Here is a 24,255-nt window from a genome sequence, read left to right as displayed (position 1 = left end):
TGTTTTTGATTTCTGAATACAAAATTATGCGTCTATGTGGTTCCCAAATTATTTTCTGGGAATAAAAAAAGGCGGGAATTATCCCACCTTGTAGCCACTCGAACCATCGAGTACATTTTTCAATGTGCGGGATTCGAACCCGCTTCCCCTTACCTAACCTCGGCCAGCGATCGGGACTCGAACCCGCATTTGTGAGGCATTTGGAGTCGAACCAAATTACCACTTTGCCTCAATATTTTGCGACAGTACGTCTATCACCTTCTGAACATCGTCTTTTTCATAAATAACAAACAGCGAATCCTCACTATCAGAAACGTCTTTCCCGTCCCGATCGAAATCTATTTCAAGCGGATAAGATGACCCTTTGTCAACCATATTCCAAAATGCGTCATCCTGCCTTATTTGATCCGGCGTTTCCACTGATGTGAAATCGGTGTAATTATATGATATGCCATCATTATACGACTCCCCCTTTACACAAATACCAGTAGTAAACAATAAAGGCTCAAATTTGCAAAATACTGTGCCGGCCGGCAATTTTACAAATTCAGGATATTTAACTATTCTCATGCAAACCTGTATTCAATGTCAGCTCTTGCCCAGTCAGTGCAAAATAGATGTTTTGTAATTGGTGAACATGTCGACATGATCCACCTACTGTTTGATGTTCAATACTCGTATTGCCTGGTTGTAATCGATAATCGCCGTAATACTCCATATCAATAATTAATTCATCACCGAATATTTTAAAAAGATCAATCCTATACTCGTATCTTTGTCCTTTACTAAACCCCAAATTAAGCAACCATTCTTCGGTCAATGGGATTGGATTAACAAAAATAACTCCCACCTGTTTTTGGTTCTGAAAATATACATTATTGGGAGAAAACATACTGACTCTTATCACCTCATTTTTATAATAAAGTAGATTACCTATTCTTAATTCAGATGCGTTTACCATGTTGCAAATTTACATATTATTTGTTCAGCAAAGCGGTATACCCCTTGTTATCAATGACCCAATAAGGTGTATTGCTCAACCGGTTAATCTTGTCTTTGTTTTCCCGTAGGTACTGGTAAAACTCTGGTGGGGCTTTCGTCACCTCGTTTTTGCTTTCTCCATCCCACTTACCGATGCCCAATATATGATCCTCGTATTTGTCCATCTCGTCGGAAGTGATCAAAATAGGTTTAGCATGGCACCTGCATTGTGGGTGCCAGCCGCGGAATAGGAAGTCTTTAGGGTACTTCCCGGCCAGTTCGTCGCAGATATCATAATCTGGGTGATTATTGCTGGTATCAACCTGCACTCCTACAACAAAGGGTTGGCTATTCCAACGCTCATAGTCGGCAGTCCGGTAGGCCATGTTAGTTTCTGTTCGAGTAAGTCGGAAAGCGTTGGCCCGCGCCGACCGGTATACACCGCGGCCGGGATAAGGGTGCCCTTTCGGGTTCAGTAGGTAATTATGTAGGTCTTTTTGAAACACGTTAGATGCTTTACCGACCTCCAAACCTTTCTGAATACCTGCTTCAAGTTCTTTTTTGACAGATTTTGTTAGATTCCATACCCGGTCTGACAAATTCATCCCATCCTCCACCCGGTTGATAAATTTTTCACGTGCCGGTAGATTAGAGTTGTACAGCTGCTTACGGAATTTGGTAGGTACGGTATCCGCGAACCGCTGTTCTACGAAAATTTTATTCTTTTGGTCGGACAACCCCCATGCTCCTTCAATGCCGTTAACAAGTGTAATTTCCACCTTCGTTTTCATGGTGGATAATATTTCGTCTACCTTCTTTTGCAGTCCAGGGTACCGCCGGATGTTGATGACCTTATCACGGTAGCGCACCTTCGACGCGGCGGCAGCCAAGTCGAAGAAAGACCTGGACAAAATTGTGTCCATTTCGAACATGAGCTTCCGTTGCATCAGCAATAGTCGCTGCTCATACCGCTTGCTTATGTTGGCCATTAAGTTCATAGCGGACGATTATGCAGTTTGAACATCGGAAGTCAAGGCCCCTTCTTCCTGCATAAGTACAAATTCCTGATCCGCATCGGCTACTAGTGGGTTGTTTCGTACCGCAGTTTTTTGGGACATTACAGGCTTGCCGGCTCCGACCCCTTCTGACAACGTTTGAATGATTTCCTGAATGTTCTTAGGCAGATAGTATTCGAAAACAGGCTTAATCGAAAGGGAAAGCGCCGGCTGAAGCCTAACATCAATAATCGACATGGCAGTTTTCATGAAATTGATGCGTCGCTGAATGCCCTTACCGAAAATCCCTTCCTTCCTTGCGGCTTTCAGGTGAGCGCCAAGGAAAAGCATTCGAAGGGCGGCGCCAGAGAAGGTGCTGAGTCCTTTCATTTCCTCAAAACTGATGTTTGGCGTATCCGTCATGCTGTAAATCAGCCGCTGCAGAGTGTCAGACTCGTATCGGATTATTTCGGGGGCATGATCCCATGTCAAGTAGCTGGCTTTGGCGCCAGCTTTCGCCTGTAGCACCTTGCCACTTTCGCCTTTGTCTGCAAACCCCTGTATTTCCCCTTCTACAAACACGATAGGGCTACCGAAATAGTCATTGGTATCAGCGTTGTTGCTGACATTGGTTTCCAGGCGTTCGATCAGAGCTTCTACGTCAGACCATTCCGGGAGTGGTTGGGAATAATAAATCACTGGTATCTTTCCGATCATGTTATTCTCGGAGGTTGTTACCCATCCGCTGCTTTGTTTTACCCCTTTGATGATCTGGGTGTCTGTATAGAGGTCAAAATGCTCTTCGTTGTTGTCGCCGTTTTTGATGGAGTATCCTCGTCCGAAAGCGATCATATCGCCCGTAGCGTCAAAAACCGGGTTGAGCTGGTCTCCGAGAGAATTGGCGAGAATGCGCATTCTCAGACGGAGTTTGCTCCCTTCCGATGGAGTGCCAATCCAGTATTCTTCCGGAGCATCTACCACGTACCAAAGCTCCGCTACTTCCGTTTCTGCCATCATTAGCTCAGCTTCTCCCATGCTCTCATAGTCCAATTTATTATCGTCCCATAACTTCTTAATCCCAGCCAGTAGTCCCTTTTGGGTATCGTCGATGGTTTGGGCGCTTAGCTGGATCGGATTTGCGCAAAGGAAAGCCGCGGCCAAGTTCACAATCTTCTTCTGCATCGGGATAGGCAACCGGGCAACAAACACAGGGGTTGTTTGGCCGTTTACCTGTTTGGATTTATCCTGGCGAAGGCTTTTGTCGGTAACGGGGTGTTGCGTAGGATCCAGCTGTTTAAGGGCGTCAGCAATTGGCACCTTCTTTACTGGCTTCGCAGCCTGCACTTTTTTTATAAGTTCATCATAGGTGCCGATAAGCGCCTGCAGATCTACTAATTCCATGGGTTAACAATTAATGGGGTCAACTATTTATAATATGGGTGTATAGTTCGAATCTTGTTTTATTATGATCAAAAATGTTGTAGTTACTCACAGCCCAATCGTGAAGCTGTAAGCCAAGATCTTCAGCGGCGCTCCTGTTGGCAGCGAGGTAGCGGATGTGTTTATACCAGTCTGTTTGTCTTTCAACCCACAAAACCGGCGCGTCACAGTCGCTATATGGTGGCACTTTCTGGCAGATAACTGGTAGTGTCTTGGCCCCAGCCTCCAGCAACTTCAGGTTTGATTTATGAGCATTGAATGCATTACCTTCCAGCGGCACCAGGCAGGCATCGGAATTTTCATAGACGGTCATATACTCGCCAAGTGGTTTATTTTCCACTCGTTGGTATCCAATCATTGCCCCGCCGGCGCTGAATATCTGTTCCATCTTCGGCCATGTACTGGTTCTATCTTCGGAATGGTGATTGTATCCGGCAAGAGTAAAGCCCATGTTTCGGTGCTGTTCCGATGCAATGCGGCGGAGTGGTCCCTGCAATTGTTTCAGGTCATGTAGGTGTGACCGCTGGCCAGCATAAATAAACCGGAATATATCCGCCGGCACCCTCTTAGCCTGAAACTGGCCGAATCCATACGGCAGCGCGTTGGGGATAACGTGCACATTGGGATTTATCGGCTTTACCTTGTCGGCGAGGCGAGAAGTGGTCACTGTGATAGCGTCGGCCAGCTGTAGGTTTTTAATGATCAGTTCCGGAATGCGCTGGCGCTGGTAGCGATTGTACAGGTAATGATGTGGGTAAAGCTCCCAATGGTCGTCAAGGTCAACCACCACTTTGAACCCGTAACGCGCCTTTAGTTCTGTGATATAGGATAACCCTATAGGACAATCACGGTTCCACACCACCAGCTCGGAAGCGGCCAACTGCGTATCCATATCAAAATCCGACCTGTTTTTGTACTCATGATCAATGTATCCATCCTCGTACTGAAACGGTAAAACAAGGCGGTGGTAATCGCAGCCAGAACCATCCTGATATAGTGCCAGCGCTTTAATCATGACTACACAACTTTTTAAACATCCCAATTAGCCACAGGCCTCCATCGTGAAACTCCTTAAACAATTCATATTTAAGGTCTTCAATTGCTTTATCAAACCTGAAAACACGCTTAAAGTATGAATCTTCGCGCATCTCCCGTACCAGCTTTTTATCGATACCCAATGCATCCATTTGAGCGTCTGTTGCCCACAATAGGTTAATCTCTTCCATCTTCAAACTGTTTCATGTTGATTGTACATTCCCCCGACGGCGGTATATAGGCCGTTGTTGGGTCTTCCAGATACCGGTAGACATTTTCAACGTGCCGCGGCCATGTTTCCTGCACTACGGTGCCCTTATCATACCCGTAGCCGGGATTATCGTCTCCCAGGTGGATGGACTGGCCGGGAATGTAGTAGTTCACAAACCCTTTGGCAGCACAGCGGACGTTATAGTCGTTGTCGATTGGTCCGTAATAGCCGAAATCCTCACGGAAAGCGCCAACAGCTTCGTATACTTCGCGCGTGATCAAGAATTGGCCGATAACGTCACCTGGGTAATACCTTATAGGCCCGACGATGTTTGGTCTATCAGAAGCATCGAAACATGGTGTTACTTCCGGATAATTGTGTTCTCCGGGAGGTATAGAAACCATACCGCTCGAAACGGTAGTATGGTTTGGGCTTCCGAGCAGTTTCCCGTTTACCAATGGTATATGTAGTTTCCCCAATAACTTGATAAACTCCACCTTATCACTCAACCAGTTGTCCGGCTCCAATATGTCATTGGCCATCACATGAAAGGCATCATATCCAAGACTATACGCGAACCTAATCATATCGTTTAATGGCGCCGCGATGCCTTTGTTTTCCTTAGCCGGGTAAAAATGCTTAGGTTCATGCCATCTTATCAGTTCAGGTATACGATCATCCTGACTGCCATTATCCCAGACGAACAGGTCAAACGGATAGCCGGCATTGGCCAGGTTATGCTCCAGCACATGCTTCAATGTTTCATACCTCTCAAAACTGAGCATCAGCACCGCTACTTTCATAGTTCCCCGTCCTCCTTCCGTTCTTTTATTTCAAGCTCCAATTGTGTGTTAAAGTTTTGATCAGCAGATGCGATTACAACTTCCGCTGGATACATAACCTTTGATAATACACCACCTGTTACGTGACAGTACACTTTAGGGACTTGATCCATCACAAATTTGAAGTCAGCCAATTCTTTTTTGACCTGTTCTGAGTTTAGTGATCCATCAGGATTACATACAATATCTCTCCAGAAATCATCAAACACTTTGTTATAGTCATTCATCATGGTATTATTTAAACAAGAAATGAAAAATCACCACCGAGCAAACAAACAAAATCGTATCATGACTTTGATTTAACTATGAGATTCTTAGTGTGTTCATCCACATCTTGAAATATGCCAGAATAAATCAGCGTGCGGTCTCCACATCTTATCCTCACATCAACAGGGCCTATTACATGCGGAAAAGACTTAACATTCTCTGTTTGATAGCTTCCAGGTAAATTTGTTTTGTAAAAAGGGGCTTTTTTATTCCTTCCCTTCTCAACCGCTGGATTGCCGGCGTACATGTACTCCTCACGGGTCTGGCACTTCAGTGTGACCACGGCCCCCATGGCGATCATTACGTTTGCTGCGATTGAGTGTTTTTGATGAATCACTGCATTCAAGCCAATATTCGCACCTACTTGTACGATAGTATGTCCGCCTATCTTGGCACCGCATGAAATTGTAACGTTGGGGTAGATAACAACATCATGACCGACGTGCGCGTGTTTCATAATGAAAGCGTTGTCGCCGATCATCGTACGGCCTTCAATACCGGCGTCAATAGTTACATGCCCGGTGAATTTACATCTGTCACCGATTAATACACCCTTGTCTTCTCCCCACTTCTCCCGGTGCTCACCAGGCATACCGATTACACAGTAAGGACCGATGTAATTGCCGGTACCCATGGTCACGTTAGGTCCTATCACCGCTGTGGGGTGTATGTCATTACCGGGGAAACGCTGTTCATAGTCTTCTATCATGTTAAAAGAATAGACCGGAAAGGTTCTGTGCAACCACTTCCAGAGGTTCAGGGTAAAATGTGTTTGCCAGCGCATCGGACCGGTCCGGAGACCTGCCGAGGCGCTTTTTAATGTCTTCTTTGGGTTCTATAATGATCTTGCCATTGCTTTGAAACTTCCACTCTCCTTCTGTCAGTTCTGCGAATAAATCGTCATCCGGCGGCAGCATTGCCTTTCCGTTTTTCGTAGGGTCTAACCAGTCCCGGACTGCCCAATACAAGTAAGCGCGCATGTTAGCAAACTGAAACTGGCCAGTTACGTCTGTCAGTGGTTTGCCACCGCTGTCTACTGCCGCCTCTGAGTATTTACAGGAGACGATGCCGGGTATATTTTGTTCCAGCAAACGAGAGTACACACCGGCACCCTCTCCAATGGTGTCAATGAAAGCCTTGGCCGCTTTGCCGGTAAAGGCGTCGTTGTGCTGTTTGATTTTGTTCAGCGTCAGGCCGGCGATCTTCATATGCTCTGCCTTGCCGGCAGATTGTACCATTTCGAGATGATCCACGAAATCGCCGTACCGCGGGCAGAAACAGGAACTATCACGGCCCATACCGGCAACGTCCACCCCTAAACTGAGTTTATTGGAGAGAGGAAATTTGTTGGCTACAAACTCCTTCCAGCGCCTATTCGCCAGCTCTATCCAGGCGCCTGGGATCAGGGCGTCGCCGCTTTCTTTCGGGAACAGGCCCAATACCTTTTTCCGAAATAGGTCTGTAGGCCGGTAACAGGCCCCCTCCCACCAGAAGTCACCCTCGGCCTCCTGGAAGTCAGACTGCTGAATAGGGGTGCACCAGGATTCCACCTTGTCTTTCACCCACTCGTAGTCTACCTGACCGGGGATGGTGGTTTTCTTCTGGACCACATTGGGGGCATTCAGGCTATTGAGCCGGAACCGGTTCCAGCGCTTTGATTTTTGAGAACGCGCAGCATACCCCACGTTGGTATTGGGGTTGAACACTATAAGGATTCGTGAATTGCCCTGCAGGTTACCCTCTATCGCTTCAAATACGTTTTCCGGTATGCCTGATGCCTCTGTGATCACAAACATGGTGTTGGCGGCGTGGAAGCCAGACCATGCCTCATGATTGTTTTCATCCGCCTTGAACCCGGTAAGAAACCACTCTTCGTTGTCGGTCTTCACGTCGTAAGCAGTGAGCCGGCCCGCCATGAAGCGAAAACCATTTCGGATCATCTTCCGGTGAAGCCGGGAGATCTCCGGCATCATGATGTTTTTTACCTGGCGGTCTGTGGGAGCGGTAAGGGCTACCTTGGTGTTTTCCGCCAGCTCCCCTTTGTGGAACACTGGGGTAAGATACAGAAAGCAGAGGGCCGCCACAGCGCTCACAAAGTCTTTTCCCCGTGCGGTGCCCGATGCTACTGAGGTCATCTTGTTTACCTGGACAGAGCGCAAGACGGCTTCCTGCTCCGGGTCCAGCGTGACTCCAAATACCGTACGCGCGAAATATGGCCAGTCTTCACGGCCTTTGCGCAGCACCTCTGCCAGTCCCTGTTTCAGTTCCTCACTTACTTCCATCCATCACGGTTTTATACAGGTTTTTCAGTTCTTCATCTGCCCCAAGCTGTAGCTTATCATTCCACATACCCAAATGCCGGCCAATCAGCTCCAAGGCCTTTTCCTTGCTATGGAGTTTTACTTCAATGCCAGAACGTCCCTGTTTTATACTGGCCAGCGCCCGCAGCTGGTGTTCGGGGACATTGTCGGTTTCGAAGATGGTGACCACGGTTTGCAGCTCAGTTTCTTCCTCTTCGGGGATATCATCTTCCCCTTTGTCTTCATCCTTCCCGAAGCCTGAAACGCGAGCAGGTTGGTACCTCGCAGGCACTTCCTGCTTCTCTACCCTGACAAAGTCCGTCACCTTGGCGAAAGCGATACAGGCCAGCTCCTTCAGCACATTGTCCGCTGTCACCTCCGTACGGCGAGAGCGGGCATCGTTTAATTCGTGGATGTAGTCTTGGATGTAAGGCCTCGTCAGCAGCTCACTGCCGATGTTCCTTGCGTTGGCTTTTGAGTACTTGGAACGTATAGCCGCCTGAGTTGCATTGAGATCAATGACGTATTCCTCACAGAAGCGCTTCTCCTTCGCGTCCATTTTACGAGGAGCACCTGTGGTATTTGTTGAAAAGTTGGCGATTTCCACTAAGGGGACCACTGAATCGGAAGAAAGCCGCGCGATTTCAGCAGCGATGTCTGGCTTTTTCAGCCATCTTTTGCCGCAACTTGCGGCTACCTTGCGGTTTGTTCCGGGAACAGCTTTCTGATAAGCGCCAATATGGTCGCCTGTTTTCACATAGTGCTTGATGAAAATCTTCTGCTTCTGCTCCAACGCCACGGGATCAACTTCTTTTCCACAAAATTAGTCCCGCATGTGGTTCCCAAATCAATAAGACATAGATAGCAGCCCATTGACATCAAACATTCCGTTCTCCCCTTCCCAGGGGGCATTGTCTGTCGCTGGCTTAAAGTTTCGTTTGAATTGCTCCCCCATTTTGAATACTGCGCCGTTGAGAAGCGCATGGGTGTCGATCGCCTGAAGAATGGTATAATGGCGCACCTTTTCTGTTTTGCGCGCCTGGCGAATGCTCTTGTAGGTGTGGACGAGCTGCCCGGATTGGTCGTACTTATAAACCACTGTTCCCCCTCTCATGTTCTGTAACTGTTTATGGTACAGGAATAAAGTTACATATTTTTCAGAAATATTTGAACTATCGATAGTTTTAGAAATATAGGTAGCTAAAAAAACCGGAATTGTCCGGTTTTTAAATTCTATCTACCACAAACGGCACAACGATTTTGCGCTGATGGACCGGTTGCCCTTTTTATACTTTCATTGAATGTTTCTCTATTCTGTATTTTTTTGAGCCCAGATAGAGCCTCGTCGTCTTTAAGAGCTTTTTGAAAATCACTCTGTTCTGATGGAGTTAATTTGAAATAACCAGCTAGAATTTGTTTTACATTTTCCGTCATAGTTGTATAGTTTAAAAATTACCACATGTATTACATTCAGACGACTCCAACGAGTCAGGAACCTCATGACAAGTAGCACACTCTAATTGAAATCGCTTCAGTCCGATCCTGTGTGCACGCCTTGTCTCCTTATCGGAAAAGGGGTATTTATCATCCAGGTCGTTTCTTCTTCTATCTTCTTCTTCTATTTCTCGAAATTTTTGTACTTCAAAAGTCGCATTCATTAAAAGGTCGTTATACCTCTCCGAAAACCGCCGGTTTGCTATGGCTGATTCTAAGTAATAAGATTTGCGAGCTTCCCACCCGAATGTCAGACTTATAATAGAAATTACCAGCTGAGTTCCACCAAGAACCACTGCAAAAACAGACACAATAGCACGGGTGGTTTGATCATTGTATGTTGATAAAATAACCCCTATTAAGACAGGAACAACAATACCAAGTGTTGTATTGAAATTTATCCACTTCTCAAGCAACTGCATTCTTTTGGAATAAATTTCCGCAGTTCCGAAGGCGTGCCCCGCTTTATCATAACAGGTAGCCCGCCAATTAAAATCGTTTGGGTCAATCATACCAGAGTGACTTTTTCGTGGTGGCGTATAATATTGGCTCTCTTTTGGGGTTCGATCATTTTTACTTAATTAATAATATCTCCCTTAAAACCCGACGATTAACCAAATATTTTAATCCCTCCGCACCTTCGCCGTTTGACTTTTTCTCTAACCCCGTCATTGCTTTGTTCAGCGATACTTTTGCATCATCACTATTGTATAACCCTCTATTGCAAATAATTTTAGCATATTTATACACAGAGTCAGTCGAACGCTTTAACTGATACAGTGAATCATCAAAACTACCATTAAAATGCTTTATGCTCGTTAAGTCTAATTTGAACCATGGCGAAACTAAATCACGATAACCGCTGAGTGGTTTATTGATGAAGTTTACCGCCGTGCGATCCTCTTTAGAATAGAGCGAAAAAATGCCATCAAACAGTATAGTGTCACCTTCCTTCAAATTTGCTTCACTCAACTGCTTATAAAGGAAATTTGTTTTTGAACTATCTTTATTGATCACAACATCGGATGAAAAAGAATAAGTAACATTTGAAGCTAATGGATTTACCCTGATGTCAAAACTCACGCAATTTTTTACTCCGGGCAGCACCGCATCAAAATCCGCCTTGAAATCACGAACAACTCCCACCCAACCAATTACTATAGACGAATCTGCAATCTTATTTAGGACATTAATTATACTATCAATCCCCTCTGCCCTTTTAAATTCGTTGTCCAATAGACAGTAGGCTTCAGCACGTTTGATGATGGCTGAAAAATTCTGCTGGTCAATCGGTAGATCATCATAGACCTTCGGATTAGGTTCAAGTTGATAATTGTTACAACAGAAAAAAACAATCGAAAAAATGGTTAAAAGCAACCAAGAAAGTGCCTTCATATTTGGAATTTATCTCTAATACTACAATCTCATTTGGTTAAACCTTCAATGGTTTTAAGCAAAGATCTATCAACAATTTTATTTACCACTCTAACCTTGGGATTCTGTAGCCCGTTATATACAGTTGACACGGCACTCTCCTGCTCTGTTTTTGCCGCTATTTCACCTGTTTTTGCGTTGGTAATAAGCAGGTACCCGCGTGCCTTATCGCGCCTCACCTCATTTATTATAGGCTTTATGATGTAGTCAGCGGAATCTTCTTTGAATACAAGCTTTATGTTTTTCTCAAGCAGCTTGTTGATTATAGGGCGTTCACAGCCTTCGTCATTCTTTTCAACAAAAAATTTCTGAGCTCTTACCAGGTAGGGGGCGAATAGGATCGCCAACAGTACAATTCTTTTCATAGTGGATCTAAAATTAATGGTGAATACTTTATTCATAAAACTGCATAAAATATTCACGGTGAATTAATTATACATTCTTAAATTAGCTTTCACAATTTGCTACCATAACAATCACTTAACAACTGTTACGAAATTGAATTTTCAATGATCTTAAAAACCGGAGTAGCTTGCACTCATATTCTTAACCGACACAACCCGTTTATGATGAATATTTGCGGATACGCCGCAGTACGCATATACGATGCGCACCGGAAATTTAATTTCAGTACTGCCGACCAACCACTATTTCCGAAAATTTATTGCTTAACTCAAAAAACTACATCACATGTAGCTATTACCGTACACTTACAACCCTCTATTATCCCAACACCCTAAATTGCAACCGATATGCAGCGCAAGAAATCGAACCAAAAGAAAGGGCCTGTAAAACCACCTACCAAAACAACCAAAGCGAACAACAACCTACAACCAACGCAGATTACTATTCCTGCATATTCCGTAATGCAGCTGCTTCAATCTCGTTCTCTAAAGCCTCGATGACCTTTTCATTCATTGGATGCTTCACTATTTCGCTTAACCACTCATCAGCAGGTAGATTCTGCCTGCTGGTGAATCTGGTTTCAAATAGGTTCACAATGATCTTTTTTAGGGTTTGGTTTTCTGCCCTTATTGCCTCCAACTCCACTAACACCTTCTCAGGGCTAAACTCACGCAGCGCAACACCAGTCAAGTGTGCCCCGAACTTCACCATAAAAATATCCTCAAAATTCTGAGAAATTGGCTTGACTCCGTTCACAACATGAGATAGATAGGCAACACTCATCCCCAATTCCTTGGCGACCATTGTCTGGGTTATCTTCTTAGTTTTTAAAATCCTAAGGGCCTTTTTGAGTTCTTCCTGATTCATTTATCAACAAATACGTAGAAAATTAGACAAAATCTAAATTTTTATCTTTTATATCTTTTTATACCTTTTTCTATCTTTTTATATCTATATTTGTATTGTAATCGCGAAGGTACACTACGCGGTACAGTATAAAAAGAGTAAATATACGCAAAATGAGAATCGCAGTATCAAAAACGGCACAGCAGGAAGAGAAGGTTCTTTTGCGGAAAGAGATGAAAAATTACAGGGTGCTGTTGATCCACGTGAAAGCGAGAGTTCCCTACCACATCCAAACAGTAAAATCGGCGCTTAATCCCGAATCAACACATTGGAATCAGGATATAGTAAACGCCGGTTGGGAACTGATAGAAAGCAAAAAAGCACTCGAAACAGTAAGTATTTAATCACCACTTTAATCTACCATCATGAAACAGACTTTCACCAGCCTGCAGGCGGAGCTTTGCCCACAAGTATGGCTTTTCACCGAAGAAGAGGGTATCGTAATAGCGATAGTGACCCTGTGCGGTGGCCGCCCGGAAGAGGTACCATATTATATGGAGAAAGGAGCTGAAGAGTGGATGGAGAAAGAAGTGGTTAATCAGCTGCGCGCCGGTGGTAGGTACTACCCTGCTGACATGGATGATTCCCGCGTGAAACTGTCTGATTTCGCCATCGATCTGGAGGCACTGGAAGATGTAGACGACCTGAATCAACCAGAACTGGCCGCTGCTGTCCGCGAAGCACTGGACGAAGAAACCAAACACGATTACTCACCTGCCCGTAGGGCGTAAAATAACCACTGTTATGAAAGACAAAATTGAACAATACATAAAGGCCATTAAAGCAGCTGAGGAGGCATCCTTATCAGCCAACAAAAACGAGGATGGCGGCACCTGCAATATAGACACGGTTATAATAAACTTCAAAGGCTGGCGTCAGGCAAACATAGACCAAGTGATAAAATCCAGCGGAATAAACATCAGCTCCCCTTTATCTGGCCTGTACAAAGGATACAGATTTGTAAACTTCTCAGCGAATGGTCAGGGGAATAACAGAAGTCGAATGGTAATAGCAGCAAAGAGAAAGCTTGTTGAAATGGATATACCGGCAACAGTTTATCACCAAATGGATTGATACAAAATATCCCCGAAAGGCAACGAGTAGGGGACTATAAAAATGCCCGACGTGGCGCGCCGGGCAACGAATAGCGTAACGAAATCAGAATAACAACTATTCACAGCGAAAATACAGCTTTTTATGAAACTTTTTCTTTCACATATAGATAGCGAGGGCGGATTGATGGTAATGTACTACCTGCCGGACGGTCAAATGGAATGCGCCCACTTCTACATTCTGGATCTAATGGACCTACTGGAAGAGTGCAACATGATCCACGGCAGCACATTCTATCTGGGACACCCAGAGTGGTACACAGTAGATATACCCGAAAGAACAGTGATGGGAAAGAGGAAGATGACTAAAAAGAACTACCTGACTTTCCTTAATGACCAGCTGAAAAGCAACTCTACCAAATTTCTTAAAAAACTTATCACCACTGCAAAACACCCAAATGCATGAAAACTTTATACACACCTCAGTACGGCTTCGCTGTCATGGTAGCCTTTGTTGCTGCCGGTATTGGCCTAGCTATCTATCACCATGATGCCGGATATGCGATGCTAGGTTTCGCTATCCCGGTGGCTATACGTAGTCTTTTCTTCTTAACCTTCAAAAAATAACGTTATGACACTCCTTGAAATAAGCCAGCTGCTGGCAAAGGCAGCAGACCAGATGTACAAAGCCCAGCAATTTCAAGATGCCGCACTTTCTGCTCATCTGAATGACTTTGATACAGTGGAAGCTTATACTGCTCATTTAGACTTTAATGTCTCCATGTGCAACCTTTCAAAAGCGAAAGCTGATGAGCTTATGGAAAAGGCAAATGCCGCGAACTTGTCGCTCACCATTAAAGCGCTGGCAGCATGATCATGGCACTCTTTATCATAGCAATGGTTGGCGTCTCTATTTACTGCGTGATACTCTTTACCAAATACCTTTTAAAAGCTGGCGATGCAAAAATCAGTGATAGACTTCCTACACACCTTCCCTGCTCAAGTTGTAGCGATAGTTATTGTGGGTGTGGCATTCGGGATTTTGATGCCGAAAAAAAACATTGACGGAGAGGACCGGTATAAAGACCGGACAAGCTTCCGGAAAATCGGGAGTGGTGTTCATAACGAAACAGCAGAAGAGTAACAGGTTTAATCATCGGCGGGTTGTATCCACCTCCTGCCCTTCTTTAAAAACATCATTTATTAACCTTTAACTATATACGATAATGTCTGAAAACGTTGTAATCAATGGGGTTGAATGTACCCCATTTGACCGTCAAAAAGCAGCAGCTGGACACCCGGTAATTTCACGGTCCGGACGCAAGTTGCTTGACCAATACTTCTTTAACACTGTAGATGGACAGCAATTGTATGGCCCGCTCGAAGGAGATGCCTATCCTCGCAGATGGACAGTAGACGGTCACTACTTTCTCGATGGGACAGAAAGCGAATACGACCTTTTTATGCTCACGGAAACAAGGACAATGTATTGCAGCGTCTACCTTGAAGGTGATCGTTACATAACAGGGAACACCCTTTACGATACACCAGAAAAAGCACGATTCGGCAGTACTGATGATTCAGTTGTTGGCGAAGTAACATTTCCAGTATAACACAACCTTTTTCATAACGTGGAACACATGACACGCGGCCGGTATCCACCGGCGGCATTTAAACTGAAGCTATTTGATAAAAAATACTGCGGGTGGTGGAAGTAGACACCCTTCAAGTGCTCCCGGGAGTCAGTCGGTCGAGCTGGTTGAGTTGAAACAGTAGCACGTGAGCTGTAGTAGAATGCAGGTACTCAAGCCTGCCCCGCAAACTTTTCACCCTGTATAACAACACTAATAGCGTTGGGCGCAGCCAAAGCCGGCATACTGGGTAGACGCGATCCGACAGCCTCGGCTGAAGTTCGGAGGGTAGAGGTGAGATTCCTCTACTACCTGACCGGGAAGGGTATTTCCTTCTGTTTTCACAGGAAGATAGGCTGTTCGATCCAGTCCCCGGTAGCAACGCCTTATAGATGGACCGCCGAAAGTAAAATGATCACCAAGGCCGACAGGGGCAGCTGGCTCTGCTCTGACTTCATGGAAAGAATAGCGATATGACATGACAGACGCGTTTTCGGTACAGTAGCATTTGAGGATAGGCTGACTGATGGAAAGGACATCTGAATGAAGGATAAGTCCTTCCGCAAAGGGTGCCAGTGACGACTAAGTCCCTTGCAAGGGCTGGCAGCCCCTCACGGAAAAGAGCTTGTCGGGTGGCTACCCGAGCGCGCCGGCGACTACCGGCAAATGATCAGGTGGCGGAATGGTAGACGCTATGGCAACGGTTCATCCGGTATACACATCTTGCAGGTTCGATTCCTGCCCTGATCACAAACGAGAAAGGCGTTCTGCGTAAGTGAAGCCAAAATTTTCAAGCTGAAATTCAGAGATAGAGCCGGTAGACAATCATTTCCGGCTTTATGGGGAAGTAGCTCAACTGGTAGAGCGCAGGGGGCACCTTGTAGTTGGCTGTTCGAATCAGTCCTTCCCGGCCAGGGGTGCCAAGAATCGAGTTATACTCGCTGATTCGCGGCACGGCCCCGATGTCTTGGAGAACGGCGTCCTGCCTGAGTGGACACCATCATTTTGAGTTTGAATTGTGAACAAACGAACCGTAATCCCTCTTGAGGGGGCAGTTTGCAGCCGGGGCTGTCTTGAACCGAAAAGAGATTCACCAAAACGCAAATCATGAAGTAGTAGCGAATGGGCCCAAATCCTGATTACGTCCATAAGACAGATGAATATACACCCGTTAAGGCCCGCGGGAAATGAATATAACAGCCGGGTGGCTGGTTCTCGTCACCCGGTTTTAAAAAAGCATCTTCTTCACACAGCAAAATATTAAACAATGTCCACAGAGCTACACCCTTATCAGATAGATGCAATTTCCGAAATACTGGAATGCAACGGCATCAACGTTTCCAGTGAAACGGTAACGGCAATAGCAAAAGACCTATATACATACCTAGAGCTGGAACAAGAAACTGGCGCTTACCAACATTCTGCATATAAACCGGAATGTGAGAACTGCAAACACGCTGCATCTGAGTTGAAAAGAATCACCCAAGAACGCAATGAATACCGAGAGAGCCTACAAATAATGCGAAAGGTTGCTAAGTGATCCTAATGCGAGCAGCGAAAAACCATAAAACATGCACACTATTTACAGAAACATACGCACTTGGGGAGGCTTCATACGGATGGCGATCACTGCCGGAATTGCGGTAGCTGCTTACCTAGTGTTTCACAAAAACTAAAATCAACTAAAATGGAAAATTCAACAAATGAAATCATCGAGGACGTATCGCCTCAAATCGTTTACCTGCAAGACAAGGCGGCGATAGACATGCAAATTGCCACCGCTAAGGCATATCCGCGGAACATAAAACGGTCGCTAGATAATGCCATTGCAATTGTCACAATGGATCAAGAGACAGCGAAGACTTGCACATATTCAGTACCACGAGGTGGCAAGCCGATCACCGGCCCATCTGTCCACTTGGCCAAAATACTTTCCCAGGTATGGGGTAACCTGCGGATAGAATCAAAGGTTGTATCAATCGACAATAAACAGGTCACTTCAGAGGCAGTTTGTTTTGACCTTGAAAACAACCTTGCAATCAAGGCTCAGGTAAAGCGCTCTATAATGGGTAAAACCGGAAGATACAGTGACGACATGATCACAGTGACAGGCAACGCGGCAAACTCTATAGCCTTGCGAAACGCGGTACTGTCTGTTATTCCTCGTGCCATCGTGGACAAAGTATATGCGGCCGCAAAACAAGCCATAACAGGGGATGTATCCGATGAGGCTAAATTAATAGCCAGACGGAAACAGGTGGTTGACGGCCTGAAAGACACCTTCAGTGTGACAGAACAGGAGATACTTGGAGCAATAGGGAAAGCAGCAATAACACACATCACATCAGATGATCTTGTAGTATTGATTGGTATAGGCACCGCAATTAAAGACGGCGACACTACTATCGAGCAGGCATTTAGGGGGGGAATCAAGCCGCAAACAAAAACCCCGCAAGAGATCGAGGCCGAAAGAATCATGCACCTTATCAACGATGCTGATTCAGCAGATACCTTGGAAAAAATCAGACAGTACGTAATGCCGGCGCAAATGGAGACATTCAACGCGAAACTAAAATCCTTCGAATCATGATGTTTGACGATCAACGTTTTAGATGTTCATCCCTGGGCCACATTATGACTGAACCAAAGTCTAAAGCAGATAAAGAGGATGGAGAATTATCTGAAGGGGCCAAAACCCACCTGATAGATGTGTATGTGTCGAAAAAGTATGGTAGACAGTCTGATGTATCCAGCAAGTATACCGAAAAGGGAACGGCGGTAGAAGAGGAAAGTATCACGCTGTACTGCCGGGTGAAGGGGCAGTTCTTCCGAAAGAACACAGAACACCTCACGAACGATTTCATTATGGGCGAACCTGATCTTTACGAGGGTTCGTCCATCCTCGAAGCCACCTGTATTATCGACATTAAGTCCTCATGGGACATATTCACCTTTTTCAGGAATATCCAGAAAAAGATCAACCAGGAGTATTACTGGCAGCTGATGGGGTACATGGCGCTTACCGGGGCGCCGGAAGCTAGACTGGGATATTGTCTTTCAAACACTCCGGAACACCTGGCCGCCGACGAAGAACGTAAACTGTTCTACAAAATGAATGCTGGCTTTGAATCCGATCCGGACTACATCGAGGCAGTAGAACAACTAAGGAAGCTGTCAGTGTATGACGACGTTCCATTATCGCAGCGGGTAATAGAGTTTTCAGTTACCCGCGACGAAGAGAAGATCCAACAGATATACGCTAAGGTGAAAAAGTGCCGGCAGTTCCTGAATGAACTTGACAAGAAGATTTCAAATAGCAAATACATTATTGTATCATAAAAACTATCACATGTCAGAAAAACTCGACACTTATAGCAAAATACTACTTGCTACGCAGACCATTAACTATCTGGCCTCCAACATGAACACTGTAATTACACAGGTAAGGTCAATTCCAGGTATGTCCCAAATACAAATAGATGGAGCCGCCGCAACTGAAGAGGTGCTTATCGCAGCCCTTAGCCAACTGACTACGGTAATGGAGGCCTTAGGTGATTATGTGAACAACGTGGATATGGTATGCACCATCGATGAAAGAGTAACCAATGCCGCCTTTGACATCCTAATCCATGGGAAGGATAAAGTCGAAGAGTAGCTACCCGCATCTACCCAGTGCCTGATTGATTCACCGATAAAATTGAGGGTATGACATACTACAACACAACAAACTTGACGGGCCGACAACTGGCCAACCGAATAAAGGCCGCGAGAGGGCAGCAGGCCATAATCGCTGAGTATTTCCGGAAGCACCCGAAAAAGAAGATAACCGCTTCGGAGCTAACAAAACATCTTAAAGCCAGGGTATTAATCAGCAAGCGCACGCCAATCACCTCCATCAGGAGGGCACTGAGTGACCTAAAATCTAAGGGTGCCATCCGGATGCTGGCACAAACCAGAATAGGACCATACAAGCAACCGGAGCATCTTTTCCAGAAAACTACCGGCGCCGGGTATGCGGAGATACACCCGGTACAACAACCAACTTTATTTTAAGGTCATGGCCAGAGACAGAATGATTAGAAAGAAATTTTGGGACGATAGGAAGTTATCGAAGATAAGCCGGGATGCAAGATTGCTTTTTATAGGTCTTTGGAATCTGGCAGATGATTTAGGCATTCTGGTTTGCGATCATCTTTTTATCAAATCAAAGGTTTTCCCTTACGATCAAATACAGCTCCAACAATTCGGATCATGGTTAAATGAACTGCTTGCCCATGGATTTATTAGTCAGTTCTCTCACAAAAAAGAGGATTTCTACTATCTGCCAAACTTCAGTAAGCACCAAACAATTAACCGACCGAATTATAAAGATCTGTTAATCAGCAAGGAAGAACTAAAAACAATATTCACTGAACATTCAGTGAATGATCACGGAATCAGTAATGATGATTCACTGCCTAAAAGAGAAATAGAAGAAGAAAATAAAAGAGAAGAGAAGGATAAAGGGGAATCGCCATCGGGCAATGACAACTTAGAAACTGAAAACGAAAATCTAACACCCCCCAGTTCCGCGCCGCCCCCCTCTTTTACCGGTCCTCCAATAGAAGATGTTATCCGCTGGTTCAGGGGGGCGGGAGGAACCGAAGAGATGGCGCATAAGTTCTGGAACAGCTATGATGCAGTAGGATGGATACACAAAGGCACTAAGATAGTCCGATGGGCTTCATTAGCAGGAAATTTCATACGTAACTACAGAGAAAACGAGGAGAGAGATGAACGAAAAGCAACTACAACAGGCAACAAACCACCTCCAAGCGGAACCAGCGGAGGAAACAAAGGAGCATTTACCGGTAAAAGTGGAGGTTTTGCAATCCTTGCAGATAGACTTAGGAACAACCTTCAACAGTTTTCTCCCGGAGGAACAGCGGGTACTTCAGATGAAGTATAATTCGAAACGGTTTGGCAACTATACCGATACAGAGCTGCATACCATCATCGAAGCGCTTATCCTAAAAACAGCCGTTATAACCGGCTGGCAATTGGCGGAAGACGACGCATATGTGACCATATTGACAGACCAGCTACGAAAAAAGGCTATTGATGACTACCAGAACATAAATCCCGATGAGTTCGAGTATGCAATGCGCACCTACGGAACGAAGATCAAGGATTGGGGAAAAGCATTGAACCTGTCATTAATCGACGATGCCATCTGCGAGTATTTAGGCAAACGGCAGCATCTCTCTGAACTGGAATCACAAAAACGGGCAAACGAGGCCGAATTACCGGCCTTACCTCCCGGTGAAACAGATTGGTCAGACGAATGGGAGAAGATCAAAAATAACGCCCGTAATGGCATCCTGAAGGCATCCTTCATAACCACCTGTGTATACGACTGGCTTTTTAGAAACAAAATGATCACACTTACCGGTCCCGAAAGGTGGCAAGTACTGGAAGACTGCCGCGAGGCCTACGCACTGGAAATGAAAGAAGCCCTGGTCATTTCACCCACCAAAGAAGGCCGACGCCTATACGAGCTACTGGTAAAAGAGGGTAAGGAATGGCAGCAGGAAGAAAGACTTTGGACAGCGGTCGTGGACTACGGCAAAAGGGAGACGGTCAGGATTGAGGCGTTAAACGCTATTGCAAACGAACAAAATGGATAATATGACACCGAGAGAAAATTTTGCTAAAAACATCCGCTTCCTACGTGAGACGATGGGCCTTAGCCGGGAAGATGTTTCTGTGGACTTGGATATCTCGCGCCAGCGATACGCACAGTGGGAGCTCGGTAACGGAACGCCAGGATATAACACATTAAGTGCCGTTGCCCGATATTTCAACCAAACCATCGACAGGCTACTGAACACCGACATTAAAAAAGCAATAGAGTAACCTGAAAATCTGTTAAGTATGGAATCTTACCTGGAATACCGGCGTCGCATCAAAAACGAGGGCAAGCCGGTCAAGGAAAAGAAAGTGAGGAAGATAAAACCATTCAGCGACAAGCGGGCGGCGATCAACCGGGAGTATTACAAACTCACCAAGCCTCTTTGGCAGGGTAAAGAATGTGAGATCAAAGCTCAGGGGTGTCAAAGGTATGCGACCGGAATGCATCATAAGCGGGGCAAGGCTACGACAGAGAGGCTCCTTAACACCAATGAAATGGTTCCTGCATGCACACATTGTAACCTGATCTGGGTTGAAGAAAACAGCAAAGCAGCTGAATTATTAGGATTCAAACTACCAAGGAATGGAAAGTAAAACAACTAAAGAGCGTCCAATTCTTTTTTCCGGCGATATGGTCCGGGCAATACTCGAAGGCCGGAAGACGCATACACGGCGGATCGTTAAGCCGCAACCAATAATTGATGAAGAAAGTGGATATGTGTATTCCGGTGATCACAAACACATGTTTAAAAAATGTTTTCTTCATTCTCCTTGGCAAAATGGATATGCACTATTGTGTCCATACGGACAGCCTGGAAACATCCTTTATGTGAAAGAAACATGGATAAAAGGACACATGATTGACGAGAATGAAACCAGAATAGGCTCCGATCGGTATTTCTATAAAGCTGGACCCGACATACCAGATTGGCACAGGCCCGAACTGGAAGACGATCATCCAAATTTTTTGACACCACCTTGGAAGTCTCCCCGCTTCATGCCGAAAGTGGCCGCCCGGATATGGCTGCAGGTGACCGATATCCGCGTCGAGCTGGTGCAGGATATCAGCAAAGGCGATGTTATTTCCGAAGGGTTCGCCTGCGTCTCAAAAGATCACGCTTATTGTTTAAAACACGCTATATCCCCTACATGGAAATACGGCCTCCCAGAATCTGATGGCCTGCCTGGTGCGGAGGGATGGCAATGGCATGATTGGGAAGTAAACCCTGTTGATGCATACCGGAAGTTGTGGTCAAAGATCAACGGTGCCGAATCATGGGGCACCAATCCCTGGGTGTGGGTCATTTCCTTCAGAGTACTGTCCACAACCGGCCGCCCGGCGAAATTCCCGGCGCTATGCGAGGCATTGTAAAGCTTCTCATCAGTGACGAGTTGGCCGGCTATGAGCAGTATCAGAACGACCAGCACCGGGACCGTATCCTCCTTTACTGGATCACCACCCACCACCTGCAGGACAAAACATACACAATCACAATCGTGCCAGATGAAACGGAAATCGAAAGGGCATATTACGCTGAGCGAGCTAAAGGCGTCTACCGTAGCAGGTTTAAACGCGGCGGTAATCAGGGAGTTGGAGCAGCCGGTGAAGAAGAAGGCCAACATGCCGCTACCGGGTGAAAAATGCCATCAGGCACAGTGGATGTGGGGCCAGCTGGCGGCATGGTCGCTCCATACCGGCATCCGTGTGGTCGATGAGCTTCGTTTCTCCCCCTCACGCCGATTCCGCTTTGACTTCGCTATTCCGGACCATAAAATCGGCATAGAGTACGAAGGCCTGATGAGCGAAAAGAGCGGACACACCACCCTTGCCGGCTACACGAAGGATACCGAAAAATACAACCTGGCAACCGCCGAAGGTTGGCGTGTGATCCGGTTCACCGTCAATAACTACAAAACTGTTATCGCAGAACTCGAAAAGCTGGTTGCAGGCTAAGATGATTTAAAATCATAAACGATTGTGACAGTAATCGTCTCTTTGGGCACTCCCATTCTATCCATTTTAGAGTTGCACTGTGACATTGAAAGTATTTCTAAATGAAGGCCGTTAGCTGCGCTCTGAATTGTCATCAAAGCACTATTTACAGATTGCTGTAGATTCCCTGGTACGTCGGTGATAACTATTGATTGAACCATGACTAAAAATTCCGATCAATCTACGCCAGAAACAAACTACTGACAAATGAACGGCTATTAATGAATAAAATGAACACAAATTGACAGCCTGAATAGAAAACATGGATATAAAAATGTACAACAAATTATGAAACAACGTAAAGTGAACCAATGGAACTAACAAAAGATCAGAAAGGTATTGACTTTCAGACGCCAGTAGAGGTTGCGAAATATATGGTAAGTCTTTTACCTGCTGGTATAACAACTGTCCTGGAACCAACGCCCGGTATCGGCAACATAGTTCGGGAGCTGGAAAGGTCCGGCTACCAGGTTACAGCACCGGAGGACTATTTCTTACTTCCTCCTGACCGCTGGGACGCCGCTGTACTGAATCCGCCATTTTCTGCAAAATATGCCTACTTGGATAATGCGGAGGGAGATTTCTCAAAATATGGGATGCGATTAGGTTATAAGATCCTAACAGAAAACATGGAAATGAGCGACAATGTAATAGCATTGATGCCGTGGTTCACAATTTCTGATTCAGATGTTCGGCTGCGGCACCTTAAATCCTACGGCCTGATATCAGTGACAGCGTTGCCCCGAAAAACATTTCAATACGCCAGGATACAGACTTGCGTGCTGCAGCTACAGAAAGGATTCACTGGACCAACGCAGTTTATTGTGTATGATCTAAAAGATAAACAACAATTACCAACGCTTTTTTAAACCGGCCCGGAAGGGCAACTAAATAAAATGAATACAGAAACACAAAACACAGCAGTTACATGTGAACCACATGATTTCAAAGATTCCGAAAAAAAACTGGAACAACTGGTCGCAAAACACGAAGACATTTTTGCGCAGTCCCCTTCTGTGGAACAAAGCGTCCTGCTCGACAAATTAAATGAGGCGCTTACATGGTTAAGGAAATGTCCTGAAATGCCTCAGGGCAATTAATTCACCCGCCGCCCCGTAAGGTGGTATAAAACGAAAATCAAAATGTCATATCCAATTTATTTACCCAGAATAGGCAACAACATCGCTGAGGCGATAGACGATGAACTGTCGAAAGCTAAAGCTAAACACGGTGAAAATCCATTTCATAGTCCTCATGAAGGGTTTGCTGTTTTGAAAGAAGAGGTAGACGAGCTTTGGGACGAGGTAAAAAAGGACAGCGACCGTGAAACCATGAAGAAAGAGGCCATCCAGGTGGCAGCCATGGCCATACGTTTCATCAGAGAACTATGTTAAATAAAATCCAATGAGCAAAGTACAACAAGCAAAAGAAGCACAGGGGTATAACCCGAAGCCGATACCGTCGACATGTGTAAACTGCCGGCATTTCACCAGCGAAACAAAAACACACTCAGGCAAGTGGGACCAAACGCACACGTGGACTTCTGAGTCGAATCTTCGTTGTGGACTCGGTGGTTTCGCGGTAAAGAAGTCAGCTACC

At 45.5% G+C, this 24,255-nt stretch carries 39 protein-coding genes, 1 tRNA gene and 1 pseudogene; 23 read left to right on the top strand and 18 right to left on the bottom strand.

Annotation, left to right across the window (positions count from 1 at the left end; genetic code table 11):
• Positions 1-216: 216 nt before the first annotated feature.
• From ICL55_RS22270 to ICL55_RS22190, 17 genes are all read right to left on the bottom strand, one after another.
• Positions 217-570: a hypothetical protein gene (locus tag ICL55_RS22270; RefSeq protein WP_188101498.1), complete on the bottom strand. Its 354-nt coding sequence runs from the start codon at positions 568-570 to the stop codon at positions 217-219.
• Positions 557-961 carry a hypothetical protein gene (locus ICL55_RS22265; RefSeq protein ID WP_188101496.1) on the bottom strand — a complete coding sequence of 135 codons (405 nt, stop codon included), beginning with the start codon at positions 959-961 and terminating at the stop codon, positions 557-559. The genes ICL55_RS22270 and ICL55_RS22265 overlap by 14 nt, the downstream gene beginning before the upstream one ends.
• Before the next feature lie 16 nt (positions 962-977).
• Positions 978-1,979 (bottom strand): hypothetical protein, encoded by a 1,002-nt coding sequence (locus ICL55_RS22260; protein ID WP_188101494.1) that lies wholly within the window; start codon positions 1,977-1,979, stop codon positions 978-980.
• A 9-nt stretch (positions 1,980-1,988) separates the two neighbouring features.
• The gene (locus ICL55_RS22255; RefSeq protein ID WP_188101492.1) at positions 1,989-3,377 is read right to left on the bottom strand and encodes a phage portal protein; all 1,389 of its coding nucleotides are present in this window, start codon (positions 3,375-3,377) and stop codon (positions 1,989-1,991) included.
• A 19-nt stretch (positions 3,378-3,396) separates the two neighbouring features.
• Positions 3,397-4,431, bottom strand: a complete 1,035-nt coding sequence (locus ICL55_RS22250) for a glycosyltransferase family protein (protein WP_188101489.1) — start codon at positions 4,429-4,431, stop codon at positions 3,397-3,399.
• On the bottom strand, positions 4,424-4,642 hold the full coding sequence (locus ICL55_RS22245) for a hypothetical protein (RefSeq protein ID WP_188101486.1): 219 nt from the start codon (positions 4,640-4,642) through the stop codon (positions 4,424-4,426). The genes ICL55_RS22250 and ICL55_RS22245 overlap by 8 nt, the downstream gene beginning before the upstream one ends.
• Positions 4,629-5,465, bottom strand: a complete 837-nt coding sequence (locus ICL55_RS22240) for a glycosyltransferase family 2 protein (protein WP_188101483.1) — start codon at positions 5,463-5,465, stop codon at positions 4,629-4,631. Before ICL55_RS22240 ends, ICL55_RS22245 begins: the two co-directional genes overlap by 14 nt.
• Complete coding sequence (locus ICL55_RS22235) at positions 5,462-5,734, bottom strand: hypothetical protein (protein WP_188101481.1); 273 nt, start codon at positions 5,732-5,734, stop codon at positions 5,462-5,464. The genes ICL55_RS22240 and ICL55_RS22235 overlap by 4 nt, the downstream gene beginning before the upstream one ends.
• Before the next feature lie 56 nt (positions 5,735-5,790).
• The gene (locus tag ICL55_RS22230; RefSeq protein ID WP_188101479.1) at positions 5,791-6,480 is read right to left on the bottom strand and encodes an LbetaH domain-containing protein; all 690 of its coding nucleotides are present in this window, start codon (positions 6,478-6,480) and stop codon (positions 5,791-5,793) included.
• A gap of 1 nt (position 6,481) precedes the next feature.
• Positions 6,482-8,053 (bottom strand): hypothetical protein, encoded by a 1,572-nt coding sequence (locus ICL55_RS22225; protein ID WP_223151546.1) that lies wholly within the window; start codon positions 8,051-8,053, stop codon positions 6,482-6,484.
• Complete coding sequence (locus ICL55_RS22220; RefSeq protein ID WP_188101476.1) at positions 8,040-8,864, bottom strand: terminase small subunit; 825 nt, start codon at positions 8,862-8,864, stop codon at positions 8,040-8,042. The genes ICL55_RS22225 and ICL55_RS22220 overlap by 14 nt, the downstream gene beginning before the upstream one ends.
• A 54-nt stretch (positions 8,865-8,918) precedes the next feature.
• Complete coding sequence (locus ICL55_RS22215) at positions 8,919-9,185, bottom strand: hypothetical protein (protein WP_188101474.1); 267 nt, start codon at positions 9,183-9,185, stop codon at positions 8,919-8,921.
• A 119-nt stretch (positions 9,186-9,304) separates the two neighbouring features.
• Complete coding sequence (locus ICL55_RS22210; protein ID WP_188101472.1) at positions 9,305-9,505, bottom strand: hypothetical protein; 201 nt, start codon at positions 9,503-9,505, stop codon at positions 9,305-9,307.
• Between the two features lie 11 nt (positions 9,506-9,516).
• Positions 9,517-10,077: a mobilome CxxCx(11)CxxC protein gene (locus tag ICL55_RS22205; RefSeq protein WP_188101469.1), complete on the bottom strand. Its 561-nt coding sequence runs from the start codon at positions 10,075-10,077 to the stop codon at positions 9,517-9,519.
• Positions 10,078-10,138: 61 nt separating this feature from the next.
• Positions 10,139-10,960, bottom strand: coding sequence for a hypothetical protein (locus tag ICL55_RS22200; RefSeq protein ID WP_188101467.1), 822 nt, complete (start codon positions 10,958-10,960; stop codon positions 10,139-10,141).
• 29 nt (positions 10,961-10,989) lie between these two features.
• On the bottom strand, positions 10,990-11,364 hold the full coding sequence (locus tag ICL55_RS22195) for a hypothetical protein (protein ID WP_188101464.1): 375 nt from the start codon (positions 11,362-11,364) through the stop codon (positions 10,990-10,992).
• A 481-nt stretch (positions 11,365-11,845) separates the two neighbouring features.
• Complete coding sequence (locus ICL55_RS22190; protein ID WP_188101462.1) at positions 11,846-12,271, bottom strand: helix-turn-helix domain-containing protein; 426 nt, start codon at positions 12,269-12,271, stop codon at positions 11,846-11,848.
• Between the two features lie 152 nt (positions 12,272-12,423).
• Here ICL55_RS22190 and ICL55_RS22185 point away from each other — a divergent pair, with 152 nt between their 5' ends.
• From ICL55_RS22185 to ICL55_RS22155, 7 genes are all read left to right on the top strand, one after another.
• Complete coding sequence (locus ICL55_RS22185; protein WP_188101460.1) at positions 12,424-12,654, top strand: hypothetical protein; 231 nt, start codon at positions 12,424-12,426, stop codon at positions 12,652-12,654.
• A gap of 21 nt (positions 12,655-12,675) precedes the next feature.
• Positions 12,676-13,041 carry a hypothetical protein gene (locus tag ICL55_RS22180; RefSeq protein WP_188101458.1) on the top strand — a complete coding sequence of 122 codons (366 nt, stop codon included), beginning with the start codon at positions 12,676-12,678 and terminating at the stop codon, positions 13,039-13,041.
• Between the two features lie 13 nt (positions 13,042-13,054).
• A complete protein-coding gene (locus ICL55_RS22175) occupies positions 13,055-13,384 on the top strand; it encodes a hypothetical protein (RefSeq protein ID WP_188101456.1) in 330 nt (109 codons plus the stop codon).
• A gap of 123 nt (positions 13,385-13,507) precedes the next feature.
• On the top strand, positions 13,508-13,828 hold the full coding sequence (locus ICL55_RS22170; RefSeq protein WP_188101454.1) for a hypothetical protein: 321 nt from the start codon (positions 13,508-13,510) through the stop codon (positions 13,826-13,828).
• Positions 13,825-13,989 carry a hypothetical protein gene (locus tag ICL55_RS22165; protein ID WP_188101452.1) on the top strand — a complete coding sequence of 55 codons (165 nt, stop codon included), beginning with the start codon at positions 13,825-13,827 and terminating at the stop codon, positions 13,987-13,989. Before ICL55_RS22170 ends, ICL55_RS22165 begins: the two co-directional genes overlap by 4 nt.
• A 4-nt stretch (positions 13,990-13,993) precedes the next feature.
• The gene (locus tag ICL55_RS22160) at positions 13,994-14,236 is read left to right on the top strand and encodes a hypothetical protein (protein ID WP_188101450.1); all 243 of its coding nucleotides are present in this window, start codon (positions 13,994-13,996) and stop codon (positions 14,234-14,236) included.
• 352 nt (positions 14,237-14,588) lie between these two features.
• Positions 14,589-14,975 (top strand): hypothetical protein, encoded by a 387-nt coding sequence (locus tag ICL55_RS22155; RefSeq protein WP_188101448.1) that lies wholly within the window; start codon positions 14,589-14,591, stop codon positions 14,973-14,975.
• A gap of 231 nt (positions 14,976-15,206) precedes the next feature.
• Here ICL55_RS22155 and ICL55_RS22150 read toward each other — a convergent pair whose 3' ends face one another.
• Positions 15,207-15,473 carry a hypothetical protein gene (locus ICL55_RS22150; protein WP_188101446.1) on the bottom strand — a complete coding sequence of 89 codons (267 nt, stop codon included), beginning with the start codon at positions 15,471-15,473 and terminating at the stop codon, positions 15,207-15,209.
• A gap of 188 nt (positions 15,474-15,661) precedes the next feature.
• Between ICL55_RS22150 and ICL55_RS22145 the strand changes: the two are divergent.
• The 16 genes and pseudogenes from ICL55_RS22145 (at position 15,662) to ICL55_RS22070 (ending at position 24,050) form a co-directional block, all read left to right on the top strand.
• Positions 15,662-15,743 (top strand): annotated as a pseudogene (locus ICL55_RS22145).
• 91 nt (positions 15,744-15,834) lie between these two features.
• Positions 15,835-15,907 (top strand) — tRNA-Ala (locus ICL55_RS22140).
• 353 nt (positions 15,908-16,260) lie between these two features.
• On the top strand, positions 16,261-16,533 hold the full coding sequence (locus ICL55_RS22135) for a hypothetical protein (RefSeq protein ID WP_188101444.1): 273 nt from the start codon (positions 16,261-16,263) through the stop codon (positions 16,531-16,533).
• A 147-nt stretch (positions 16,534-16,680) separates the two neighbouring features.
• A complete protein-coding gene (locus tag ICL55_RS22130; RefSeq protein WP_188101441.1) occupies positions 16,681-17,583 on the top strand; it encodes a hypothetical protein in 903 nt (300 codons plus the stop codon).
• Positions 17,584-17,627: 44 nt separating this feature from the next.
• A complete protein-coding gene (locus ICL55_RS22125) occupies positions 17,628-18,332 on the top strand; it encodes a hypothetical protein (protein WP_188101439.1) in 705 nt (234 codons plus the stop codon).
• Positions 18,333-18,342: 10 nt separating this feature from the next.
• Positions 18,343-18,648, top strand: coding sequence for a hypothetical protein (locus ICL55_RS22120; protein ID WP_188101437.1), 306 nt, complete (start codon positions 18,343-18,345; stop codon positions 18,646-18,648).
• Between the two features lie 50 nt (positions 18,649-18,698).
• Positions 18,699-19,046, top strand: coding sequence for a hypothetical protein (locus tag ICL55_RS22115; protein WP_188101435.1), 348 nt, complete (start codon positions 18,699-18,701; stop codon positions 19,044-19,046).
• A 4-nt stretch (positions 19,047-19,050) separates the two neighbouring features.
• Positions 19,051-19,941: a hypothetical protein gene (locus ICL55_RS22110; protein WP_188101432.1), complete on the top strand. Its 891-nt coding sequence runs from the start codon at positions 19,051-19,053 to the stop codon at positions 19,939-19,941.
• Positions 19,931-20,659, top strand: a complete 729-nt coding sequence (locus ICL55_RS22105) for a hypothetical protein (protein ID WP_188101430.1) — start codon at positions 19,931-19,933, stop codon at positions 20,657-20,659. The genes ICL55_RS22110 and ICL55_RS22105 overlap by 11 nt, the downstream gene beginning before the upstream one ends.
• A gap of 1 nt (position 20,660) precedes the next feature.
• Positions 20,661-20,888 (top strand): helix-turn-helix domain-containing protein, encoded by a 228-nt coding sequence (locus ICL55_RS22100; RefSeq protein WP_188101428.1) that lies wholly within the window; start codon positions 20,661-20,663, stop codon positions 20,886-20,888.
• Positions 20,889-20,906: 18 nt separating this feature from the next.
• Positions 20,907-21,257, top strand: coding sequence for a hypothetical protein (locus ICL55_RS22095; protein ID WP_188101426.1), 351 nt, complete (start codon positions 20,907-20,909; stop codon positions 21,255-21,257).
• Complete coding sequence (locus tag ICL55_RS22090; RefSeq protein WP_188101424.1) at positions 21,247-22,035, top strand: hypothetical protein; 789 nt, start codon at positions 21,247-21,249, stop codon at positions 22,033-22,035. The genes ICL55_RS22095 and ICL55_RS22090 overlap by 11 nt, the downstream gene beginning before the upstream one ends.
• 132 nt (positions 22,036-22,167) lie before the next feature.
• Positions 22,168-22,617, top strand: a complete 450-nt coding sequence (locus tag ICL55_RS22085; RefSeq protein WP_223151545.1) for an endonuclease domain-containing protein — start codon at positions 22,168-22,170, stop codon at positions 22,615-22,617.
• Positions 22,618-22,967: 350 nt separating this feature from the next.
• Positions 22,968-23,525, top strand: coding sequence for a DNA methyltransferase family protein (locus tag ICL55_RS22080; RefSeq protein ID WP_188101422.1), 558 nt, complete (start codon positions 22,968-22,970; stop codon positions 23,523-23,525).
• A gap of 27 nt (positions 23,526-23,552) precedes the next feature.
• On the top strand, positions 23,553-23,756 hold the full coding sequence (locus ICL55_RS22075; protein WP_188101420.1) for a hypothetical protein: 204 nt from the start codon (positions 23,553-23,555) through the stop codon (positions 23,754-23,756).
• A gap of 42 nt (positions 23,757-23,798) precedes the next feature.
• Complete coding sequence (locus ICL55_RS22070; protein WP_188101418.1) at positions 23,799-24,050, top strand: hypothetical protein; 252 nt, start codon at positions 23,799-23,801, stop codon at positions 24,048-24,050.
• Positions 24,051-24,255: the final 205 nt, after the last annotated feature.

It is taken from the genome of Chitinophaga varians (assembly GCF_014529945.1).
Lineage (GTDB): Bacteria > Bacteroidota > Bacteroidia > Chitinophagales > Chitinophagaceae > Chitinophaga > Chitinophaga varians.
Note: the sequence above shows the minus strand (reverse complement) of the source record. Positions and strands in the feature narration are given on the sequence as shown.

Coding starts and splice junctions, on each gene's coding strand:
- ICL55_RS22130 (WP_188101441.1), top strand. CDS start 16,681: ATGGAAAATTCAACAAATGAAATCATCGAGGACGTATCGCCTCAAATC.
- ICL55_RS22080 (WP_188101422.1), top strand. CDS start 22,968: ATGGAACTAACAAAAGATCAGAAAGGTATTGACTTTCAGACGCCAGTA.
- ICL55_RS22255 (WP_188101492.1), bottom strand. CDS start 3,377: ATGGAATTAGTAGATCTGCAGGCGCTTATCGGCACCTATGATGAACTT.
- ICL55_RS22260 (WP_188101494.1), bottom strand. CDS start 1,979: ATGAACTTAATGGCCAACATAAGCAAGCGGTATGAGCAGCGACTATTG.
- ICL55_RS22170 (WP_188101454.1), top strand. CDS start 13,508: ATGAAACTTTTTCTTTCACATATAGATAGCGAGGGCGGATTGATGGTA.
- ICL55_RS22215 (WP_188101474.1), bottom strand. CDS start 9,185: ATGAGAGGGGGAACAGTGGTTTATAAGTACGACCAATCCGGGCAGCTC.
- ICL55_RS22095 (WP_188101426.1), top strand. CDS start 20,907: ATGGAATCTTACCTGGAATACCGGCGTCGCATCAAAAACGAGGGCAAG.
- ICL55_RS22225 (WP_223151546.1), bottom strand. CDS start 8,053: ATGGAAGTAAGTGAGGAACTGAAACAGGGACTGGCAGAGGTGCTGCGC.
- ICL55_RS22235 (WP_188101481.1), bottom strand. CDS start 5,734: ATGATGAATGACTATAACAAAGTGTTTGATGATTTCTGGAGAGATATT.
- ICL55_RS22085 (WP_223151545.1), top strand. CDS start 22,168: ATGAAACGGAAATCGAAAGGGCATATTACGCTGAGCGAGCTAAAGGCG.
- ICL55_RS22250 (WP_188101489.1), bottom strand. CDS start 4,431: ATGATTAAAGCGCTGGCACTATATCAGGATGGTTCTGGCTGCGATTAC.
- ICL55_RS22110 (WP_188101432.1), top strand. CDS start 19,051: ATGGCCAGAGACAGAATGATTAGAAAGAAATTTTGGGACGATAGGAAG.
- ICL55_RS22105 (WP_188101430.1), top strand. CDS start 19,931: ATGAAGTATAATTCGAAACGGTTTGGCAACTATACCGATACAGAGCTG.
- ICL55_RS22070 (WP_188101418.1), top strand. CDS start 23,799: ATGTCATATCCAATTTATTTACCCAGAATAGGCAACAACATCGCTGAG.
- ICL55_RS22175 (WP_188101456.1), top strand. CDS start 13,055: ATGAAAGACAAAATTGAACAATACATAAAGGCCATTAAAGCAGCTGAG.
- ICL55_RS22125 (WP_188101439.1), top strand. CDS start 17,628: ATGACTGAACCAAAGTCTAAAGCAGATAAAGAGGATGGAGAATTATCT.
- ICL55_RS22075 (WP_188101420.1), top strand. CDS start 23,553: ATGAATACAGAAACACAAAACACAGCAGTTACATGTGAACCACATGAT.
- ICL55_RS22230 (WP_188101479.1), bottom strand. CDS start 6,480: ATGATAGAAGACTATGAACAGCGTTTCCCCGGTAATGACATACACCCC.
- ICL55_RS22135 (WP_188101444.1), top strand. CDS start 16,261: ATGTCCACAGAGCTACACCCTTATCAGATAGATGCAATTTCCGAAATA.
- ICL55_RS22210 (WP_188101472.1), bottom strand. CDS start 9,505: ATGACGGAAAATGTAAAACAAATTCTAGCTGGTTATTTCAAATTAACT.
- ICL55_RS22190 (WP_188101462.1), bottom strand. CDS start 12,271: ATGAATCAGGAAGAACTCAAAAAGGCCCTTAGGATTTTAAAAACTAAG.
- ICL55_RS22150 (WP_188101446.1), bottom strand. CDS start 15,473: ATGTCATATCGCTATTCTTTCCATGAAGTCAGAGCAGAGCCAGCTGCC.
- ICL55_RS22200 (WP_188101467.1), bottom strand. CDS start 10,960: ATGAAGGCACTTTCTTGGTTGCTTTTAACCATTTTTTCGATTGTTTTT.
- ICL55_RS22265 (WP_188101496.1), bottom strand. CDS start 961: ATGGTAAACGCATCTGAATTAAGAATAGGTAATCTACTTTATTATAAA.
- ICL55_RS22160 (WP_188101450.1), top strand. CDS start 13,994: ATGACACTCCTTGAAATAAGCCAGCTGCTGGCAAAGGCAGCAGACCAG.
- ICL55_RS22195 (WP_188101464.1), bottom strand. CDS start 11,364: ATGAAAAGAATTGTACTGTTGGCGATCCTATTCGCCCCCTACCTGGTA.
- ICL55_RS22115 (WP_188101435.1), top strand. CDS start 18,699: ATGACATACTACAACACAACAAACTTGACGGGCCGACAACTGGCCAAC.
- ICL55_RS22185 (WP_188101460.1), top strand. CDS start 12,424: ATGAGAATCGCAGTATCAAAAACGGCACAGCAGGAAGAGAAGGTTCTT.
- ICL55_RS22240 (WP_188101483.1), bottom strand. CDS start 5,465: ATGAAAGTAGCGGTGCTGATGCTCAGTTTTGAGAGGTATGAAACATTG.
- ICL55_RS22205 (WP_188101469.1), bottom strand. CDS start 10,077: ATGATTGACCCAAACGATTTTAATTGGCGGGCTACCTGTTATGATAAA.
- ICL55_RS22090 (WP_188101424.1), top strand. CDS start 21,247: ATGGAAAGTAAAACAACTAAAGAGCGTCCAATTCTTTTTTCCGGCGAT.
- ICL55_RS22100 (WP_188101428.1), top strand. CDS start 20,661: ATGACACCGAGAGAAAATTTTGCTAAAAACATCCGCTTCCTACGTGAG.
- ICL55_RS22155 (WP_188101448.1), top strand. CDS start 14,589: ATGTCTGAAAACGTTGTAATCAATGGGGTTGAATGTACCCCATTTGAC.
- ICL55_RS22165 (WP_188101452.1), top strand. CDS start 13,825: ATGAAAACTTTATACACACCTCAGTACGGCTTCGCTGTCATGGTAGCC.
- ICL55_RS22245 (WP_188101486.1), bottom strand. CDS start 4,642: ATGGAAGAGATTAACCTATTGTGGGCAACAGACGCTCAAATGGATGCA.
- ICL55_RS22180 (WP_188101458.1), top strand. CDS start 12,676: ATGAAACAGACTTTCACCAGCCTGCAGGCGGAGCTTTGCCCACAAGTA.
- ICL55_RS22270 (WP_188101498.1), bottom strand. CDS start 570: ATGAGAATAGTTAAATATCCTGAATTTGTAAAATTGCCGGCCGGCACA.
- ICL55_RS22120 (WP_188101437.1), top strand. CDS start 18,343: ATGTCAGAAAAACTCGACACTTATAGCAAAATACTACTTGCTACGCAG.